The 18441-nt window shown below is 47.3% G+C and carries 14 protein-coding genes and 1 pseudogene; 9 read left to right on the plus strand and 6 right to left on the minus strand.

Going from position 1 to position 18441, the window contains the following annotated elements; all coding sequences use genetic code 11:
- Positions 1 to 491: 491 nt before the first annotated feature.
- Together F1728_RS25305 and F1728_RS25310 are read left to right on the plus strand one after the other, a co-directional pair.
- On the plus strand, positions 492 to 1361 hold the full coding sequence (locus tag F1728_RS25305; RefSeq protein ID WP_155366360.1) for a tyrosine-type recombinase/integrase: 870 nt from the start codon (positions 492 to 494) through the stop codon (positions 1359 to 1361).
- Positions 1358 to 2581 carry an IS91 family transposase gene (locus F1728_RS25310; protein WP_155366361.1) on the plus strand — a complete coding sequence of 408 codons (1224 nt, stop codon included), beginning with the start codon at positions 1358 to 1360 and terminating at the stop codon, positions 2579 to 2581. The genes F1728_RS25305 and F1728_RS25310 overlap by 4 nt, the downstream gene beginning before the upstream one ends.
- Before the next feature lie 338 nt (positions 2582 to 2919).
- Here the strand turns inward: F1728_RS25310 and F1728_RS25315 are convergent, their stop codons facing one another.
- Together F1728_RS25315 and F1728_RS25320 are read right to left on the minus strand one after the other, a co-directional pair.
- Positions 2920 to 4359 (minus strand): tyrosine-type recombinase/integrase, encoded by a 1440-nt coding sequence (locus F1728_RS25315; RefSeq protein WP_155366362.1) that lies wholly within the window; start codon positions 4357 to 4359, stop codon positions 2920 to 2922.
- A 328-nt stretch (positions 4360 to 4687) separates the two neighbouring features.
- Positions 4688 to 6256: a tyrosine-type recombinase/integrase gene (locus F1728_RS25320; protein ID WP_155366363.1), complete on the minus strand. Its 1569-nt coding sequence runs from the start codon at positions 6254 to 6256 to the stop codon at positions 4688 to 4690.
- Positions 6257 to 6434: 178 nt separating this feature from the next.
- Between F1728_RS25320 and F1728_RS25325 the strand changes: the two genes are divergently transcribed.
- On the plus strand, positions 6435 to 7550 hold the full coding sequence (locus F1728_RS25325; protein ID WP_155366364.1) for a hypothetical protein: 1116 nt from the start codon (positions 6435 to 6437) through the stop codon (positions 7548 to 7550).
- A 404-nt stretch (positions 7551 to 7954) separates the two neighbouring features.
- Here F1728_RS25325 and F1728_RS25330 read toward each other — a convergent pair whose 3' ends face one another.
- Both F1728_RS25330 and F1728_RS25335 read right to left on the minus strand, forming a co-directional pair.
- Entirely contained in the window at positions 7955 to 8374 is a 420-nt protein-coding gene (locus F1728_RS25330; protein WP_155366365.1) for a Wadjet anti-phage system protein JetD domain-containing protein, read from the minus strand.
- A gap of 211 nt (positions 8375 to 8585) precedes the next feature.
- The gene (locus F1728_RS25335; RefSeq protein ID WP_155366366.1) at positions 8586 to 9266 is read right to left on the minus strand and encodes a TetR/AcrR family transcriptional regulator; all 681 of its coding nucleotides are present in this window, start codon (positions 9264 to 9266) and stop codon (positions 8586 to 8588) included.
- Positions 9267 to 9824: 558 nt separating this feature from the next.
- Between F1728_RS25335 and F1728_RS25340 the strand changes: the two genes are divergently transcribed.
- From F1728_RS25340 to F1728_RS32730, 6 genes are all read left to right on the plus strand, one after another.
- On the plus strand, positions 9825 to 10313 hold the full coding sequence (locus F1728_RS25340; protein WP_155366367.1) for a DUF2141 domain-containing protein: 489 nt from the start codon (positions 9825 to 9827) through the stop codon (positions 10311 to 10313).
- Between the two features lie 410 nt (positions 10314 to 10723).
- Positions 10724 to 11893, plus strand: coding sequence for an efflux RND transporter periplasmic adaptor subunit (locus F1728_RS25345; protein WP_155366368.1), 1170 nt, complete (start codon positions 10724 to 10726; stop codon positions 11891 to 11893).
- Positions 11890 to 13101 carry an ABC transporter permease gene (locus tag F1728_RS25350; protein ID WP_155366369.1) on the plus strand — a complete coding sequence of 404 codons (1212 nt, stop codon included), beginning with the start codon at positions 11890 to 11892 and terminating at the stop codon, positions 13099 to 13101. Before F1728_RS25345 ends, F1728_RS25350 begins: the two co-directional genes overlap by 4 nt.
- A 10-nt stretch (positions 13102 to 13111) precedes the next feature.
- Positions 13112 to 13804, plus strand: coding sequence for an ABC transporter ATP-binding protein (locus F1728_RS25355; protein ID WP_155366370.1), 693 nt, complete (start codon positions 13112 to 13114; stop codon positions 13802 to 13804).
- Positions 13805 to 14463: 659 nt separating this feature from the next.
- Positions 14464 to 15876, plus strand: coding sequence for a hypothetical protein (locus F1728_RS25360; RefSeq protein WP_228030347.1), 1413 nt, complete (start codon positions 14464 to 14466; stop codon positions 15874 to 15876).
- Positions 15860 to 16051, plus strand: coding sequence for a DUF542 domain-containing protein (locus F1728_RS32730; protein WP_228030882.1), 192 nt, complete (start codon positions 15860 to 15862; stop codon positions 16049 to 16051). The genes F1728_RS25360 and F1728_RS32730 overlap by 17 nt, the downstream gene beginning before the upstream one ends.
- Here F1728_RS32730 and F1728_RS25365 read toward each other — a convergent pair.
- Positions 16006 to 16941 (minus strand): annotated as a pseudogene (locus tag F1728_RS25365) (chloride channel protein); the annotation flags it as partial. The gene F1728_RS32730 and the pseudogene F1728_RS25365 overlap by 46 nt on opposite strands.
- Before the next feature lie 205 nt (positions 16942 to 17146).
- Positions 17147 to 18373: an NAD(P)/FAD-dependent oxidoreductase gene (locus tag F1728_RS25370; RefSeq protein WP_155366371.1), complete on the minus strand. Its 1227-nt coding sequence runs from the start codon at positions 18371 to 18373 to the stop codon at positions 17147 to 17149.
- Positions 18374 to 18441 lie beyond the last annotated feature (68 nt).

Consider the following 18441-nt stretch of genomic DNA (forward strand, 5'->3'; position numbering starts at 1 on the left):
CGGTGATGGATACCGTTCACAGGAGGCCCGGCACAACCGTCCTCGCAACTACAACCTGTCCTGGCTACCTGTCACGAAACACGAGCGAACAAGTTCGTCGGGAAAAAACGTCCGCAATCACAGAGAAAACAGAACGCTGTTTTCACCCTACGGGCATTCAATCCCCATAGTCGAAAACGCCCCTGCGGTTCAGTCCAATAGATCATATGCCGCGTGTTGAGTACCCCGAAAAACCGCTCCACCTGAATGCTAACACGCTGCATATAATCCTATTTATTGAACTAAACCGCTTCGCGGTAGGCCTGGGATCGGCAACTGTGATTGATCCCTCCGCTGAGGGCTCGTCCCACCGGACTGCAAAGTACACGTAGCACCCCGGTCCGTCTGTGCGGACTGTTCCGAATATTCCGATTTGCGCTTCCGCCATTTGTGAGGCATAGTTTCAGTACCTTCCCGGTCTCTGAAATCTCTGTTTCACGAAAGGTCCAGTGATGACTCCACTGCGGCAGCGCATGATCGAGGACATGGAACTGCGGAACCTGTCCCCGAAAACGATCAAGCTTTACGTCAACAACGTGTCCCGCTTTGCCCGGCACTTCGGTAAAAGCCCGGAAGTCCTGGGACCGGAGGCCATCCGGACTTACCTGCTGTATCTGGTCCAGGAACGGCAAGTCGCCTGGGGAACCTACAAGCAGGCGCTGGCCGCACTGCGGTTCCTGTATCGAAACACTCTTCACCGCGGCGATATCGTGCAGGACGTTCGCTGCCCCCGGCCCGAGCGGCATTTACCCGAGGTGCTGAGTTTTGATGAGGTGCGTCGCTTCTTTCAGGCGGTGCACTCGTTCAAACACCGCACCATCCTGATGACGGCCTATGCGGCAGGGCTGCGAATTTCCGAGGCCGTCCGTCTGCGGGTCTGTGACATCGACAGCCAGCGGATGGTGATCCGGGTTGTGCAGGGCAAGCGAAACAAAGATCGCTATACGCTGCTCTCACCCCTGTTGCTGCAAATGCTGCGGCATTACTGGTGGGCCGCCCGTCCGGTCGACTGGCTGTTTCTCGGTCCTTCACGAATCAAGCCGATCACCGTATCAACGGTGCAACGGGTCTGCCGGGACGCCTGCAATGAGGCCGGCCTGGACAAAGACGTCACGCCGCACATGCTGCGTCACAGTTTTGCCACCCATCTGCTCGAAGCCGGTACGGAACTGCGGGTCATCCAGGAACTCCTGGGGCACGCCAGTCAGCGGACCACCGCGATCTACACGCACGTTTCCACGCACCTGATCGGCCGCACCCGCAGTCCCCTGGAACTGCTCCACGAGCAGGACCAGGCAGACACGCCAAAGGAGGACTCATGACGCGTCCCCGGTGGGAACTCGCTGACGTCGTACGGAAGTACGGCGCGGAATACCTGAAGCGATATACCACGTCTGTTGCTCAGCGCCGCGTCATGCGGGCGCTGCAGAACTGCCGGACTGCGGTCCTGGGAGGGCATGTGGAAACATGCCGTTCCTGCGACCATCGACAGATCAGTTACAATTCCTGCCGGAATCGCCACTGCCCCAAATGCCAGGGTTCCGCCTGTGCGCTGTGGATGCAGCGGCGGGCGACCGAACTGCTGCCCGTGCCCTACTTCCATGTAGTGTTTACGCTACCGAACCTGCTGGTGGATCTGACGCTTGCCAACCCGCGGTTGATGTACGGGATGCTGTTTCGCGCGGCCAGCCAGACGCTGCTGGAAGTCGCCGCCGATCCCAGGCACCTGGGGGCGGAGATCGGGTTCCTGGCCGTGCTGCACACCTGGGGCCAGACCCTGATGCCGCATCCTCATCTGCATTGCGTAGTCCCTTCCGGCGGACTGGCGCCCGACCGCACACGCTGGATTGCGGGCCGGGCCGATTTCTTCCTGCCCGTGCGCGTACTCAGCCGGTTGTTTCGCGGCAAGTTTCTGGACCTGCTCAAGCAGGCGTATGTCGCGGGGAAACTGAAATTCCCCGGGCGGCTGGCTTCCGCCGCCGCCCCCCAGGACTTCAAGCGTCTGCTCAACCGGTCCGTGCGGACCGAATGGGTCGTGTATGCCCGGCCGCCTTTCGGCGGCCCCGAGGCGGTCCTCAAATACCTGGCACGCTACACGCACCGCGTGGCGATCTCGAACAGCCGGCTGTTGAACGTCGCAGACGGCCAGGTCACGTTCCGCTATAAAGACTACGCCCAAGGCAGTCGGAAGCGGACGATGACACTCGCCGCCACGGAGTTTCTCCGCAGGTTCCTGCAACATGTGCTTCCGGACGGGTTGATGAGGATTCGGCATTATGGCTTTCTGGCCAATCGCTTCCGGGCAGAGAAGATCGCGCTGTGCCGCGGACTGCTGGAAGGGGCGGGACCACTGAGCGAAAAACGTCCTCGGGCAATGTCTCCTGTTCCCGGGGAGTCGTCTGCCATCTGTCCCTCCTGCGGACAGGCCGCGCTCGAAAAGTCGCAGGAACTGCCCTCCCGCTGGGAGCGACTTCCTGCTCCATATTTGGTTCGTGCCTCGCTGCCAGCTTCCGAACTCTGGGAGGTCTGTGACACATCATGAACTCTCAGGAAGAGAATCTGTTCGTTGTTTTGATCTCTTTTCGCGGAGTGTTTCGGTCGAGGTCTGCGCCGGTGACGGCACCCGTCTTCGGGAGTCCCCGCACAACCGTCCTGGCAATTACAACCTGCCACAGCGGCCTGCCTCGACACTTGAGCGAACGATCCCGTCGGACAATTATGCCCGCAATCGCAGAGAAAACAGAACGCTGTTTTCACCCTGCGGGCATTCAATCCCCATAGTCGAAAACGCCCCTGCGGTTCAGTCCAATAGATCATATGCCGCGTGTTGAGTACCCCGAAAAACCACTCCACCGGAATGCTAACACGCTGCATATAATCCTATTTAATATGCCACATATTTCCTTTGAATTTAGTTTGATCGTCTAAGTTGTTAAATTTAGTTGAGTATCGAATATACCATGTTTTAGCTATTTGCACGGCCAGTCGAATCAATAGCGCATTGGCAAGTTGTTTTCTTTTCGTTTCGGGACGTGAATGTGTATAAGTGGCAGTCATCCCCAGGCCATGGCTTGCCCCATTTGTTGCTGAAGTAGAATGTCCCATTAATTCACTGCGGATCAATGGATCCACGTTTCCATCCTGTAAACATGTGGCAAAGAGATGTCGCAGTGATTTGGGGGCGGTAAACTGAGGTAGATCTATCTGCTTTGTCAGCCTGATGAATTCTGTTCGTATCCGATCGGTTTTCAACGCACCACTATCGCGCCAGATTGTTCGTGAGATATTCAGCCACTGGTTTCTATTGATAGCCTTGCCGGAGGCGGTCTCTTCTTGAGCCAGTCGTTGCTGGAGTAAGTCTTCGAGTTGCTTTTCCGAATGGTCATTTATCTCAGGTCGAACGGAGCCTGATGAATAACGACGTTGCAAAAAGACTGGGCCTGTGACTCGATCACCAACTGAGATTGTCAGAACATCTCTCAGTTCATCGATCAATGGGATTTCACGTTCATTGCGTGTCTTAACCTGCCAGCCTAAATGAGGTTTATTTCTGACGTAGAGCATACCCACATTCAGATCGAGATCTTCTGGTAACAACAAGTGCGTGAGCTCTCCTGGCCGGAGCCCCGTCAGCATTAGTGTGAGAAAGATAGGAAACTGCCAGTCGTCGCAGGTTTCCAGGAATTTCTTTTCCTGATCGGGGCTGAAAATGGAAATAACTTTAGCGTTTTCGATTGGGATGCGGTCCAGATCGAGACTGGAGAATGGGTTTTCGGCATACGGAGAAAGGTGCCGTCGTTTTATCGCGTAGCCAAACATACTTCGGCAGCATTGCAGGATGTATTTGATGCCTTTGTCGAGCAGGTGGCGTTTCTGCGAATTCTCATGACCATTGGGAGCGACTTTGATTGTGCGTAGATAATGTACAAACTCTTCTGCGTGTCCGACCTGGAATAGTGATGTTTTTGAAGCCACACCTTTATGCGCGATGAAGTTAATAAGGTGGGTTGTCGCAGCACGGTAGCGGCGGATGGTCTGTAATGAAGATCGCAATACCTGTTCGTGATGGTTGAGCCATCTGGTTTGCAAATCATCGATTTGAACGGGTTCAAAATTGAATACAGAATGAGTGTGAGACTCTAACTGGGAATTGATACGCGCGGCCATCTGCCGGGCCTGTTCTTTGTCCGGACCAATTTTGGGTCGCAAACGCTTGCCATTTTCGTGGTAGGTGAGGTACCAGATTTTCCCGCGGAGATCGCCACGAACTTTGCCGATCCGGAACGTTGCCTTACGGTTTTGATTTGATGATTGCTTCATCAACAGAGCCTTTCAGAGAACCCCCGTGCCACAAAACGCCACAAAATGTGCCACAAATGGGAAGCTCTGGAGCGGTCCAGATAAAGCAAATGCCGCTGAGTTATAGGGTTACAACTCAACGGCAATCAAATAAGCGGAGAGAGGGGGACTCTCCGCCTGGGTGGTTTCAAAGCTGATTTCAACGCGGCGAAAATAAACCTAATGGTGCGTAACTAATTGAAAATAAAACAGTTGCTTACTTCGATGGTTTTTCGGTTCGGCAACCACACTCTTGATCCGGCTGTCTGGCGTTTGCACCAGTTGTGCACCAGCGGTGCACCAACCGAATTTAAACATTCTGACCACCTTCAGGTAATGTATCTTGTACTGGATTCGATCGACTTTGGCAAGCACTTATTTCCGACGTTACAAGTTGTTCCGTGCGAGTCTTAATCGCCTCCAGCAGGGGACGAATCTTGTCGTAATATTTAGCGATTTCGTGTTTGGGATTCAGGCCGGAATACACGTTAATAATGTCATTCACAGCGTGCGCAGTTAGGTACCGTAATTCTAAAAATGGTACACCAGCTTCTTTCATCTCCTGTGTTATGGAGCCGCGGAAGTCATGTGGTTTACCAGGTTGACCTTTTCCAATTACCTGGCGCAGTTGTTTTCCTACATAGTCACTGGTAACGCCACCAGCTTTGCTCAAGAACTTACGGAACGCAGCTTTCCGATCCTGGCTGTTAAGAATAGTACCTTTCGGAGCCTTAGCTAATTCTACTTGATACTGTCGTTCTAAATCTGACTTCGAGTCGAATGCATATCTTATTGAGGATTTCCCTTGGCAAATCTTCCGATTCAGGAAAAGTGGCCCTTCAATCCGCTCTCCCACCGACATACGTAGCAAAGGCATCAGCTCTTCAGGTAACGGGAATTGAACTTCCACTTTTCCTTTATTGAAATCTGATCCACCAAATCGACTTCCAAAATGTACCTGTTGCTTTTCGAAGTCTACATCACTGACGAGGAGTCCTTCGACGTCTTCTAAACGAAGAGGCAAAACGAATATTATGCTCAACGTTATGAATTGCCAGTCATCCATGGTATTTAAGAGGGCAAGCCTTCGTTCAAGTGGAAATACACATCGCCGGAGAGGATCTTTATTAAATGATTGATCAAAAAGGTCGGTCGAAACAGGATTGACAAAATCAGGTGGAAGATTGCGTACGTCTGCTCTACAGGCCCATTTTAAAACCATCCTTAACGTGTCCAGACAATTTTGTATCTGACGTGCGGACATCGGTTTCGTGGGAGCATTTGTGCTACCGTTCCTGGTCACCTTTCGGTTGAATAGAAATTCGACTAAGCCGAGAGTAAAGTCTCTGTTGAGTAAATTTGCAGCGGGCCATTTTTTAAGTGATTGAGCTAATTCCGCATAATCCAGGGCAGGTGCAAGCCGATTCATATAGCTTCTGGTAGTTTTTTTCCCCCGGGTTTTGCGTTTTTCGCTCAAGAATCTATCGCAAAGTTGGCGCAGAGTCAGGTTCGGAATTCTTCTGGTTTTTAATATCTGCTTTCGGGCGTCACTCGGGGGAACAAATGTGCCAGAGTCAAGCCTATGCAGCAATTCTCTCAGCTTAGATTTGGCTTCCTGTAGATCTGTTCCTAGTGTTTCTCCAAACGGTCTTCTTTCAAAACGGCCACGCGCCAGATATTTCCCATCTCTTTCGTAGATGTGGACGTTGACACCAACACTCGTTTCATGGGTATGATCTCCCATCAGTTCTGAACGAACCATCTTGCGAGATTTAGAGGGTGACTTTCGGACGGTCTTTAAAGAATCATCAGGAGCAGCATCCTGACATTCTTTTTCCCGATCAGGCTGGTTAGAATTCATCTGCACATCTGTGGACATTAGAAACACCGGAGAGCTAGAAGAAAATATTAGATCCGGCAGAACTATTCCAAGATGGTCGGAAGATATCGAGGTAAGCGTTTTAGAATTCGTTTACCTCAATTGGGGAGTCATTGATTAGATTATATTTATTTGCACCTTTGTATACATCATGGCATGCTGTTGAAGGAGGCTCAGAATGTCGCAGGACTCAAAGATTCAAGAAAAGTACCATACCGCTTGGGACGAGCTGAAGAGGCGATATCCAGATCGATTATGCCTGGATAAAGATGTAATTTATGCCTTGCCAGTTGATTTTATACATGCCCTGAATAAACATCTTCCCGGTCTGTGGAGTAAACAAGAACTTCAGTTTGAGTATGATCTGAATGAGATCGCAGGGATGGGGCTCTTTTTAAAACAGCCTTTTTGGTATCCCCTGCTAAAAGAATATTTTCCTCCTTCTAATGACGGTACCCGCCATTTCCAGGCTGAGCATACTAGAATCAGTCATGATCTTCGTTTAACGATTGAAGATTGCATGAGAAGCAATGGTAGCTCTGAGCTCATGATCAAAAACTATTTCAAGGAGGAAGAGAAGTATAAGTTACAGGCCCAGGAACGCCAAATTGGATATGCTGGCTGGTTGGTGACTGATCCTGGGTTTCAGCTTTCCAACACAGTGTTTCTGGGAGAGTGGTGGGGAATGATTCAACAAAGGGGAGAGTTCCCTAGTGTGCCTCCTATGAAGATGCTGAGAGACGCTACCCCGCTGCCCAAAAGTCAGAGACCCTTTTATGCAGGTTATACTCAGTTTTATTACGATTGGAGTCTGGAAAGACTGGCGACACCACATCTTCCAGTTCCGATGCATTCGAATCCAGTCGGGGTTTCCCAATACAGCGAGGAAGTCGATGGAGCAGCTGGACTGACACTGTTCATCCCTTGGTATTTGCTTGCTGATCAGGATCTGAAATTACATGACATCGCAAATCATCATTTGATGTATGGTCATAAAAAACATCTTCAGGGTTGGTTCGGCAACGACAATCGGGGAGAAGATAAACCTGGGTGGGGATACAACAGATTTTCGACCATGCTGAAAATGTTTGTTTTCCTGGAATGTGGTTTGTTTGCCAGATACAGAGAGCGTTTGAACCGGAAGGTAAGAAATATCGATGAAGCGTTTACAGAATTCCTGGAGGGTACTGAGCTCGATCCATTAGAGTTGGATAAAAAATTCCAGAGTACTCGAAAAACCAGACAAGAATTACAACGTCGATTGAAAAAATGTCGGGAAGCAGGGGGAACATGAAGTCAAAAAACAGTCCCCAAGTACTAAGATTTTGAGAATTTATAGTCCCATTTAATCGGCTTGGAAAAGCAATAGATAAGCATTTTCCATCCTATTTATTATGACACGTTTGGGGCTAAAATTTAGGTGTTTTAAACCGTCCCGAGAGTCTCTAGGCAGAGAACTGACCTTACTTGGTAGAAATTTTGGTAAAAGGCTTAATTAAACACAGTTTGTTTTTTGGAAGTTAAACCGGACCAACAATTTTGGATAGAAAGTCAGTCAGATGGTGCTGATGTGATTGCAGCGATCTGATTTTCCACGTAATTCTGAAGAATTCGTTCCTGTTCCAGCCGACATTGATTTTGCAGGCAGAACTCATATGCCGCCACCTCCTGATTGGTCAGATAGGGAGGCTTCTCGGACTAACTCGGATTACCTTTTGCGATAGCAGCCGCGTGACTGTTGAGCATTTCTTGATCCATCATCACGCTGCGTACATGTGGAAAGAGATTTCGCAACCGCGATAAGATCTGGAAGCCCTCCACATCGAGATCTCCCCAGTAAATCAGTTGATTCCGACTCAGACAGCTTAAATCTTCGAGTCGCGTGACTGCAATTCCTTCACCACGAATGGCCATCCCTCGACGGAATGAAGGCAGGGTTAGTAGATTCAGGTTGTTTTCTACAATAAAAACACTGTAATTCCTGACATTCAGCGTTTTCAGGTAACGTAACAGCAGGGAGAGTTCATCGTAAAGCAGGTTCAGTTCCGATTGTAACTCAGGATCAAGCAGCCGGACCGAGCGATGGGGCTGACTATCTCTAACTGGTCCTGGGGACACGGCAGAGCGGGTTAGTTACTGGCTCCACAGGGGGGGAAGAGAAGACCTTGTTCATCGGCCCAGGCAGTCCCTCGGCTACAGGGCCCGGTACCGGAAGATAAGCCGTTTTTCTATTTATACACTAAAACACTGAGTCTTGTGACTGGTGTCATAATAAGGAGGGAAAGTCCAAACATAACCTTCGAATGTTAATGTCAGATTATTTCTGCAACTACTTTGATTCTATATCATTTGCAATCGAAGCAATTCCAGCGAGTGCGTAATCCGTCAGATGTTTAACCAGAGCCGGAGCATCTTTTTGAGTGAATCCTAGGTTGGGGAACATCTCTTGGAGCGAAGGGCGATCACAAATAAGTAACATAAAACACGGACTGATGATACTTAAGCATCCTCGTTCCACTGCTGGGTGATTCGCTGGCAATCCCATTAATTCGCTAACAATGTTTTTTATGATAAATATTCTCTCAACTCTCTCTTTTCCTTTAAAAGGTGCAGCAACTGAAGTTGGATGGACAAGTTCTCGGCTAATGACGCGTAATACCCAAGAGGAAGAAATCGGACTGGCTAAAGCTTGGACAAAAATTCCCATGAACGCATATAACTTTGCCTGTGGGTTAGATTTTTCTTCAATGACACTTCTAATAGTATCAGTCGTAATTAGTCTAGATCCTGCTTCATGAAGAACAGCCTTATATAGTTCTTCCAGACCTCCAAAATAGTAGTTTACAGAAGCCGCATTCGTGTTTGCCAATTCCGTAATCTCCTTACTGGTTGCCCGGTCAAATCCCTTTTCAGCAAACACTTGCCCAGCAACTTCCAGTATTTTCTGGCGAGTGGATGACACTCCTCCTTCCTTTTTCGCTGGAATAATTTCTTGTTTGCCTTTCTTCATTCAATTCACCCTCTGTTTTTACACCCATTAAAAAAAGCCCGTTCAAGTATTCAGAAATATGATTGAGATTTTTTTGGGGAAATGTTTGTCAGTGCTCCCTGATCATATCAATCAAACAATAGCTCTCAAACGTGAAACGAGTAGTGAAATGATAGATACATGTAAGCCACGATAGAAAATCGGCGAATTCTCCCATATCTGAGTAATCTGACTAGTAGGCCAAGCCTACCCGTTAATTCAGCTATGCCATGACTGAAATTTCTTCCTATCAGCATCGTGGAAATATCTCTTGAATCCGGTGAATTACCCTGCCACTGATATATATGATCCTAGTTTTTCTACGTACCTCGACCGGTTTACTATGAACGCACAATCAAATTCAAATTTCAATTTGTAATTTGAATTTGATTATTTAGCCAGTTTTAGATACAATACCCCTACTTCAGTCATGAATTCCGTGCCTCCGTGGAAATTCTTCGTGGATGAGCAGAACTATTGAACACTTTGCGTTGTTGCCAAAGCTCCTTGTTGAAAACCAAATTAAGGAAAGAATTTACTATGCAAACCCAATTATTTAATCACTCATTTAATTTAACTATTCTCATGACATGTTTGCTGGGTCAAACAAGCTATGCAGAGGAGAACCAGTCGAGTCTTGCAGTTGAGCTGAGCAGCGTTCCCACAGAAGGTGCAATTATCACTGTCATTCTTTTCAAGGATCCCAAAGCCTTCACTCCTAAGATGGCCACATCCGATCGAAATAAATGGAGGGGATATCACTCAGTTATTGACAGAAGATCACGTGCTGGTAAATCCGTCGTAACGTTTGATGAACTTGTTCCCGGTGATTATTCAGTATTCGTCTATTGTGATCTCAATTCAAATAAGAAGCTGGATACAAAGTTTCCAGGTATCCCAGTTGAACCAATTGGAACATCAAATAATATCGTGCCACCTAGGCAACGACCTGCTTGGGATAATACCAAGATTCGATTGGCACCAGGGAAAAATGTCACGAAGATAAAGTTAGTCTCAGTCTCACGCTAACTTCGCCTTGTATTCTTGCCAGTAGATGTGTGGGTGATGATTCATAAAATCGTTGATTTACTTCTGTGAATTTTCAGGTGATAATCAAGTCGACATTCATTAAACGTTTCAAAGCGATCCGAGTTGTGTCTTGTTGATGTTTTTACATGAAAAAATAGAATGTGAGGACCTTCCCTGAGGATACTTTGCCTGACGATTGGAGCACTTTGAAAAGTTTCTGTTTTAATCAGAGACGATTCAAAGTGTACTCCAAATATTTTCAAGTCCCAGGAGAAACGGTCTATGTTGCACTCTCATTGTATTTATTTTGTTGATGTACGATTTATTTCAAGAGTCAAATCAAGAGAAAAACTATCATCGCGACCACCAATCCATGAAGTGTTGAGCCAGAATATGAGGGGCTGTTCCAGATGAAAAATAACCGGAAACGTATCAATATATGGAGCAGGCGATTACTAAAAATATCGCTCATTATTCTGACGATAGTGGGGCTGATTTTCTGGCTAAGGTATTCTCCTGTAACAGTAATAGAACATCAGATTTCTAGGGGACCAATGATTTCGGAAGTTCTTGGAACAGGGACTCTGGAAGCGCGTGTTTCCACAAGGATTAGTCCTAAGATTTCAGGGAGAATAAAAGATATCTTAGTCGATCAGGGAGATCGCGTGCAGAAAGGCGAGCTTCTTGTACGACTGGATGACGATGAGTTAAAACAACAAGTGGCTATAGCACAAGCGCAGGTCGAAGCAAGTGCGGCTGCCATTGATCGACTTAAGACAGATCGAGATCGCTCTAATGCAGTATTCGAACAGGCAACTAAAAGCCATAGTCGCATTGCATCCTTATTCGAGAAGAGTGCAGCAAGCCAGGCTGAGGTAGATCAATCTGCTGAAGCATTAGCAATTGCTATCGCTGGAGTGTCTCAATCAGAGGCTGCGATCATCGAAGGGAAAAAAGAACTAATTACTGCAGAGAAAACGTTAGCGTATCAGAGAGCAAGACTACAAGATGCGGAAATAAAAGCTCCATTTGGTGGAATCGTCGTCAAACGTACTCGAGAACCTGGAGACGTGGCTGTCCCTGGGAGTACTATCTTAAGTGTCATCGCCACCGATGAATTGTGGATCAGTGCATGGGTAGACGAGACAGAAATTGCTCACCTCTCATCCGAGCAACCAGCAAGAGTATTATTCCGATCAGAACCACATCAGACCTATGCAGGAAAGGTCACGCGTTTAGGCCTAGAAGCAGACCGTGAGACAAGAGAATTCATTGTAGATGTTGGAGTTCTTGAGCTACCTCATAATTGGGCTGTTGGTCAGCGTGCCGAAGTCTATATTAAAACGGCTGAAAAGAAAAACGTGATCCAGCTTCCAACCAGATTTCTGAAGAGGGTAGGAGGTGAAGATGGAGTCTATATCAATAGAAATGGTATTGCCTTCTGGCAACCAGTAGAAGTGGGACTACGCAATCGGGATGCAGTGGAAGTCCTGAGTGGGGTGAAAACCGGAGACAGTGTTGTCGCTGCAACGGATCTTAAAACTGGTTTAAAAAATAATCGTAGAATCATAACACCATGAATCTAGCCACACGGGATATTCGACATAATCTCGGTCGTTTCGCTCTGACAACGCTTGGAGTTGGTATGCTTCTAATGGTTGTCATGGGTATGGGAGGGATCTATCGTGGAATCGTAGAAGATGCGACCCTTCTCATTGATAAGATTGGAGCTGATCTCTGGATTGTGCAGAAACATACAAGAGGTCCGTTCGCAGAACTTTCTCAAGTCCCATCAAATCTTACCCAACGCGCATTATCAGTCCCTGGCGTTCTATCGACCAGAGATTTCATTTACCACACAATTCAGCGCGTAAAAAATGACAAACCATTGCGAATCGCTGTATTAGGATTAAGTTGGCCTACAGACAAGGGTGAATGGATTCCACTGAAATCAGGACGCCCACTGGGCCAGAATCATTTTGAGATGATTGCAGACGAGTCGCTCGGTCTTCAACTAGGAGAGACGGTCAAGCTCGGAAAAGATTATTATTTAGTTGTTGGTATTTCACAAAGTATGATCAGTTCCAATGGGGACGGTATCGGATTTTTCACCGTTGCAGATGCGCAGACGATTCAGTCTGATGCAGTAGGAGAAGCTGTCCGACTGGAGAGGGCTTCTCGAAAAGCACGTGGTGAACGAAGCGAAATGGGACTTCAGCAACCATCAAATCTGGATCTGGCAGAAAGACCTTCAACTGAACTACCAGCGATTTCTCGACCTCAGCTAACGGCGGTCATGGTAACCCTCGCTCCTGGGGCAGATCTGGATCAAATCACTAGAATATTTTCCGGTTGGGGAGACGTTTCAGTTTTCACTAAAGCAGGTCAAAGAGAACTGCTCTTGAAGGGGAGCGTCGAAAAAATTCGACGCCAGATTGGACTCTTTAAGATTCTTCTAACAGTTATAGCAGCAGTCATTATGGCGTTGATTCTTTATACATTAACGCTGGATAAGCTGCATTCGATTGCATTATTAAAATTGATCGGCGCTCCCAATAGCGTTATTTTGGGCTTGATCATGCAACAAGCTCTAGTGCTTGGAGTGCTCGGCTTTGGGATAGCTTATCTCTTGGGAAAGCAAATTTTTCCCCTATTTCCCCGTCGTGTAATTCTTGTTGAATCGGACTTATATCAACTAGGAGTTATTGTGCTCGTTATTTCTATTGCGTCGAGCCTTTTGGGGATTTGGAAAGCAATGCGTGTTTCTCCTAACGAAGCTCTGTCTTAGTAAGAATAAAATGGATAATTATTTTGCAATTGAAGCAATCGACCTGACGAAAGTTTACGGTAGTGGTAATACCGAAGTGATCGCCATGAAAAATGCATCACTTCAGTTGAAGCGTGGTGAAATTGCCGCCTTGCTAGGCCCTAGTGGCTCTGGTAAATCCACTTTTCTTACTGCTGTTGGACTGATCAACCCTCCTACCTCAGGGACTATCATTATTGGAGGGCAGTTAGTCATGGAAGGTCAGCAAAGCCAAACTAATCTTCGTTCATTTCGGCGCCAGCATATAGGATATGTTTTTCAGAAATCAAATTTAATTCCGTTTTTAACCGCTCTTGAAAATGTGCAAATCTCCCTGGAGCTCAATGGTAACTCTAAACGAGAATCTCAAGACAAAGCTCAGCAATTACTAGATGAACTCGGAATTGGAGAACGTTCAGACAATCTGCCTTCGATGCTTTCAGGAGGACAACAGCAGCGAGTTGCTGTTGCGCGAGCTCTTGCAAATCAACCCAATGTGATACTGGCAGATGAACCTACTGCAGCACTGGACAGTAAGCGAGGAAGACAAGTGATGGAATTATTCGCACAAGTGGCTCACACTCGAGGGGCTGGGGTAATTGTTGTAACACACGATCATAGAGCTTTGGACGTTTTTGACACAATATATGAAATGGAAGACGGGATGATGCATCAGGAGTTGTGATGCATACCTAGTGAAGTTCCCCAGAAATAGTGGCAGCTTCACCAAGTATGCCGAGTAATTGCGAGTGGTGTCGTTTGTTCGAGTGACCTTTCCGCCAGCCAATCACCGTTCCTTCACCAGTTATTTCTCGTTACGTTTCAATTTATCAATGGGCTCCCAAAGTAACCAGGAAAGATACATGGAAGATGTACAATGATGTGGAAAGGAGATTGAGCAGTGAAAGCGTCCTGGAACGTCTCCTGGCCGATAGGTTCCGGAATTCAACCCGTCGCATATCACTTGCAGGTTATTCAAGTCATTGTAACTTCTTCCGTTGCCCTCACACACGAGTGTTTTTTTGAAGTCGCTCCAACGAACCCACAATCCTACACCTTGACATGCAGAATTGTATTCTATACCATTAGGTGATAGTTTATGCCTTGGTAATACGATACTGTTCATCAGCGTACAATCCACCGGTCAGACGCCCCTTGCCCTCCCCCCAATCGTCAACAACCCTCCCCAGGCACACCGAGATGCAGGAAATACACACCAAGTTTCCCAGAGCAGATATTCTAGAAGAAGTTATACCTATGATTTTTCATACATACCACTTCACGATAGAACTAATGTTCTGAACTGTCCGTCTGAGCCAGGAATTGCAGGAGAATATGTTCCTCATGATTTTTAATTCCCAAACACATTCAGGCAACACCGCGATTGAAACTCGACACACTCCAATCGCGATTCATGTACTTTCGAAATGGTATCTTAGCGCGTTTGTCATCTTGGTATTGCACAGCTTTGCCCAAACCTCTCATGCGCAATTCGACAATTACAGTGCCTCTCCCATTAATTACAACAAGACTGAAGTCAATGATCCGGTTGCGATACTGGCACGACGTGTAGAATCTGGTGAAGCGAAATTACAATATGATAAAACGCAAGGATTTCTACCCGCCGTGCTTAAAGCTTTGGACATCCCTGTCAGCTCACAAACGCTTGTCTTTTCAAAAACCAGCATGCAGCGTTCTCGTATTTCACCACAGCGCCCTCGTGCAATTTACTTCAACGAAGAGGTATATGTAGGTTATGTACAAAAAGGTGGTGTGATCGAATTTGCAGCGACGGATGCCAGACAAGGAGCAACATTTTACACACTAGAACAGTCAGCAACATTACGACCACAGTTCATTCGTGACCAAGGACAATGCTTGACGTGCCATTCTTCCAATCGCACTCAAAATGTGCCAGGTTACCTGATTCGCAGTGTTTTTGCCAAACCTGACGGAATGCCGGAATTCGGGAAAAGGACATTCACCACCGGCCATAACAGTCCCTTCAAAGACAGATGGGGAGGATGGTACGTCACGGGAACCCATGGCGATATGCGACATATGGGCAATACCACGATTAAGAATCGTGAAGAGCAGATCGACCGTAATACACGTGCGAATCTGAAGACATTGAACGAACTGGTCTCCACCGTTCCTTATCCAAGTCCACACAGTGATATCGTGGCCCTGATGGTGATGGAGCATCAGACACAGATGCACAATGCCATCGCGTGGGCCAACTATGAAACGCGGCGCGCGATTCATCAGTCCGAGAGCATGAATAGGCTGCTTGAGCGTTCCCAAACACTGCTGAGTGAATCGAGCGAGCGTCGAATCGACAGTGCTGCTGACCGTGTGCTCAAACATCTGTTAATGTGCGACGAATTCGTACTGACCTCACCAGTCAAAGGTACAAGTGCATTTACTTCAGATTTTGAAAGCCGTGGCGTTCGTGACTCACAACATCGATCCTTGCGCGACTTCGATTTGAAATCACGTATGTTCCGTTATCCGTGCAGTTATATGATTTACTCGAAAGCCTTTGATGGATTACCGGATGAAGTTCGTAACCGCGTTCTAAGAAAATTAAAGCAAATCCTCGAAGGTAATGTAACCGGCGAAGATATCGAAAAGTATGCTCATCTCAGCGACAAAGACCGGAGTAACATCAGCCAGATCCTCAAGGACACCAAGTCGGAGTTTGCAGCCGTTTGTAAAATAGAGGTAAAAGACAAAGATGATGACTCTGAGAGATAGAGTAGGAGACGGGATATCCAATCATCCTGCAATTTCACGCATCATTGAGCAACATTTGATCGAATACTACTGTCGTGGAGAACGCTCACTGAAAGAGGCTTGCAGGTCGGCACAGGTTGATACGGAAACGATTCCCACTGCGAAGGCACCAATGGCCGGCCACCACATCCAGTGAATCGGTAGACGTTCAAAGCTGTCTTCAATAGCGTACACAGCCCGGGTAATAATGACAGCAAACAAGCCCAGGCCGGCCCCGATCAAAATGTAGCTGATTAAGGCTGCCCCTCCAGGTGCCTGGATATCAGTCATCTGAAATACAGGTTCAGCCCCTTCGACCATAATTCGCATCCCGGTTGCAGTCGAGGAGGCCAGAGCAACAGGGATAATGGAGCGAGGACGAAATTCGAAAAGCAATAATTAAACAGCCAGCAACACAGCTGATACCGGGCTACCAAATGTGGCCGCCATTCCCGCTGCAGCTCCGGCCGCTAACAAGGTTTTGCGTTCTGTAGCAGTAGACTCCAGAAATTGGCCGATGACCGAACCCAAGGCCCCTCCTGTAGCAATGATGGGGCCTTCTGCTCCAAAGGGGCCCCCAGTCCCAATCGAAACCGCCGCTGAAAGTGGTTTGAGAAACATCAAACGCATTGGAATCCGGCTTTCATTGGTTAAAACCTGTTCCATTGCCTCTGGGATACCATGACCTCGAATTCCCTTGGATCCATATCTGGCCATGAGCCCAACAATCAAAGCACCTGCCACAGGTATGAAGACAACCCAAAGCCCTAAATAATATTGTACTGCTGGAGCGGGAGAAATGAATGAAGTGCTCAGTTTGCCATAAAAACTGAGATTTGTAATACACCCTATCAGAGACGTCAGGCACAAAGCCACAAATGCTGCAACGGCTCCCAACACGATTGCAAGGCCGCAAATTCGCAGTGTGCGCACATTGATGGGCGTTGTCTCAGGGGGAATCTGTGCTGCCTCGGCGACAAAGTCGAGCGAGGGTGAAACAGTCAGTCCCTCAGTTGTCGGTGATTGAGTTGATTCGTGTTCGGTCATTGAGTCATAAGAATTTTATGATGAAGTTAAATTAAGACTGATAGCTACAGATAGGGCTCTCAATTTTAACCTTTGATATCTGCGAAATATTAGATTTCACATAATACGCCTGGAACATTCGCTAAATGTTGGCCAGGGATCTATGAGATACGATTAGTAGGCATCGTTAAAACGGGACTAAGTTCTCGGCCCATCATGACCAGGGTTACATATCTTTGGATTTCATTCGATCGATATCGAGGAATACTTGATCCAGCTCGTCCTTGAATAAATCGCCGATCAACAGATTTGTGACGTTACCTTTATGGTGTGGATAACGTTTCACAAATTCACCGAAGTTGAAGCCATTATAAAACTCAACCACGAGGCGGCGCATACGATTCATTCCCTTGAAATACTCCTCAGCCCACTTTCCAAGCTGCTCTTTCGAAGTATCATTCTTTCTGAGTCCTTCGACAATCGCATCCGCCGCTAATTCGCCTGACTTTAGAGCTAGCAGAATGCCTGAAGAATAGAGGGGATCAAGAAACCCTAAAGCATCTCCAACGAGTACCCAACCATTTCCCGCAGCCTGTTTAGAGCGATAAGTAAAATCCCTGGTTGCCCTGACCTTCTCTACCTGAGTTCCCAGCGAGAGCCGTTCTTTTACAACCGGACAATTGATTAATTCTTCCTGAAAAGTGGTCGCATGGTCCCGTCTTTCTTTGAACAGGTAGTCGAAGTCTGCAACAACTCCAACACTCACGATATTCTCATGTAACGGGATATACCAAAACCAGCCAGTCGATTTTTTTAAACTAAGTACAATCGTGGCGCCTGCGTTCGGTTCTTCATCCCGGTAAGCCCCTTCATAGTATGTCCAGATAGCACCTTTATTCAGCTCTGGATCAGGTTCTCGTAATTTAAATTTATTCAGTATCATAGAGCTTTGGCCGCTTGCATCCACAACCACTCTCGCGAGAAGCTCTTCGCGTCGTCCTTCAGCATTTTTAATAACAACACCAATAGCCCGGTCATTCTGAAACAGTACATCCAGAACTCTCACCCCCTGCGATACTTCAACCCCTTGCTCCTGGGCATTCTGTAACATCATTGCATCAAACTCGCTCCGGCGGATCTGCCAGGTCTGCGAGCATTCGTGTGGGTTGTGTTCAAAGAAATTAAATGGGGCTGATAACTTGCCGGAAGAATTCACAAATTGAACGCTGTGTTTTTTGACAAAATGGCTGGCTCTTAACTTATCCAGCATATTCAGACGCTTAAATGTCCAGTATGTCTCGGGGATCAGTGATTCACCAATCCGATACTGAGGAGTTGGTTCACGTTCCAATAATTTGACAGAATATCCCTGTTGTGCCACGAGGGTGGATGCTGTGGCGCCGGCTGGACCACCTCCGATAACAATCACATCGCTTTGATTTGGAGAATTCATTTTTGACTCACGAAGAACTAGGTAGCTGAATCGACTACATCTTGGACAGAGTTGTCCCCCCATTTCAT

It is taken from the genome of Gimesia benthica (assembly GCF_009720525.1).
GTDB lineage: Bacteria > Planctomycetota > Planctomycetia > Planctomycetales > Planctomycetaceae > Gimesia > Gimesia benthica.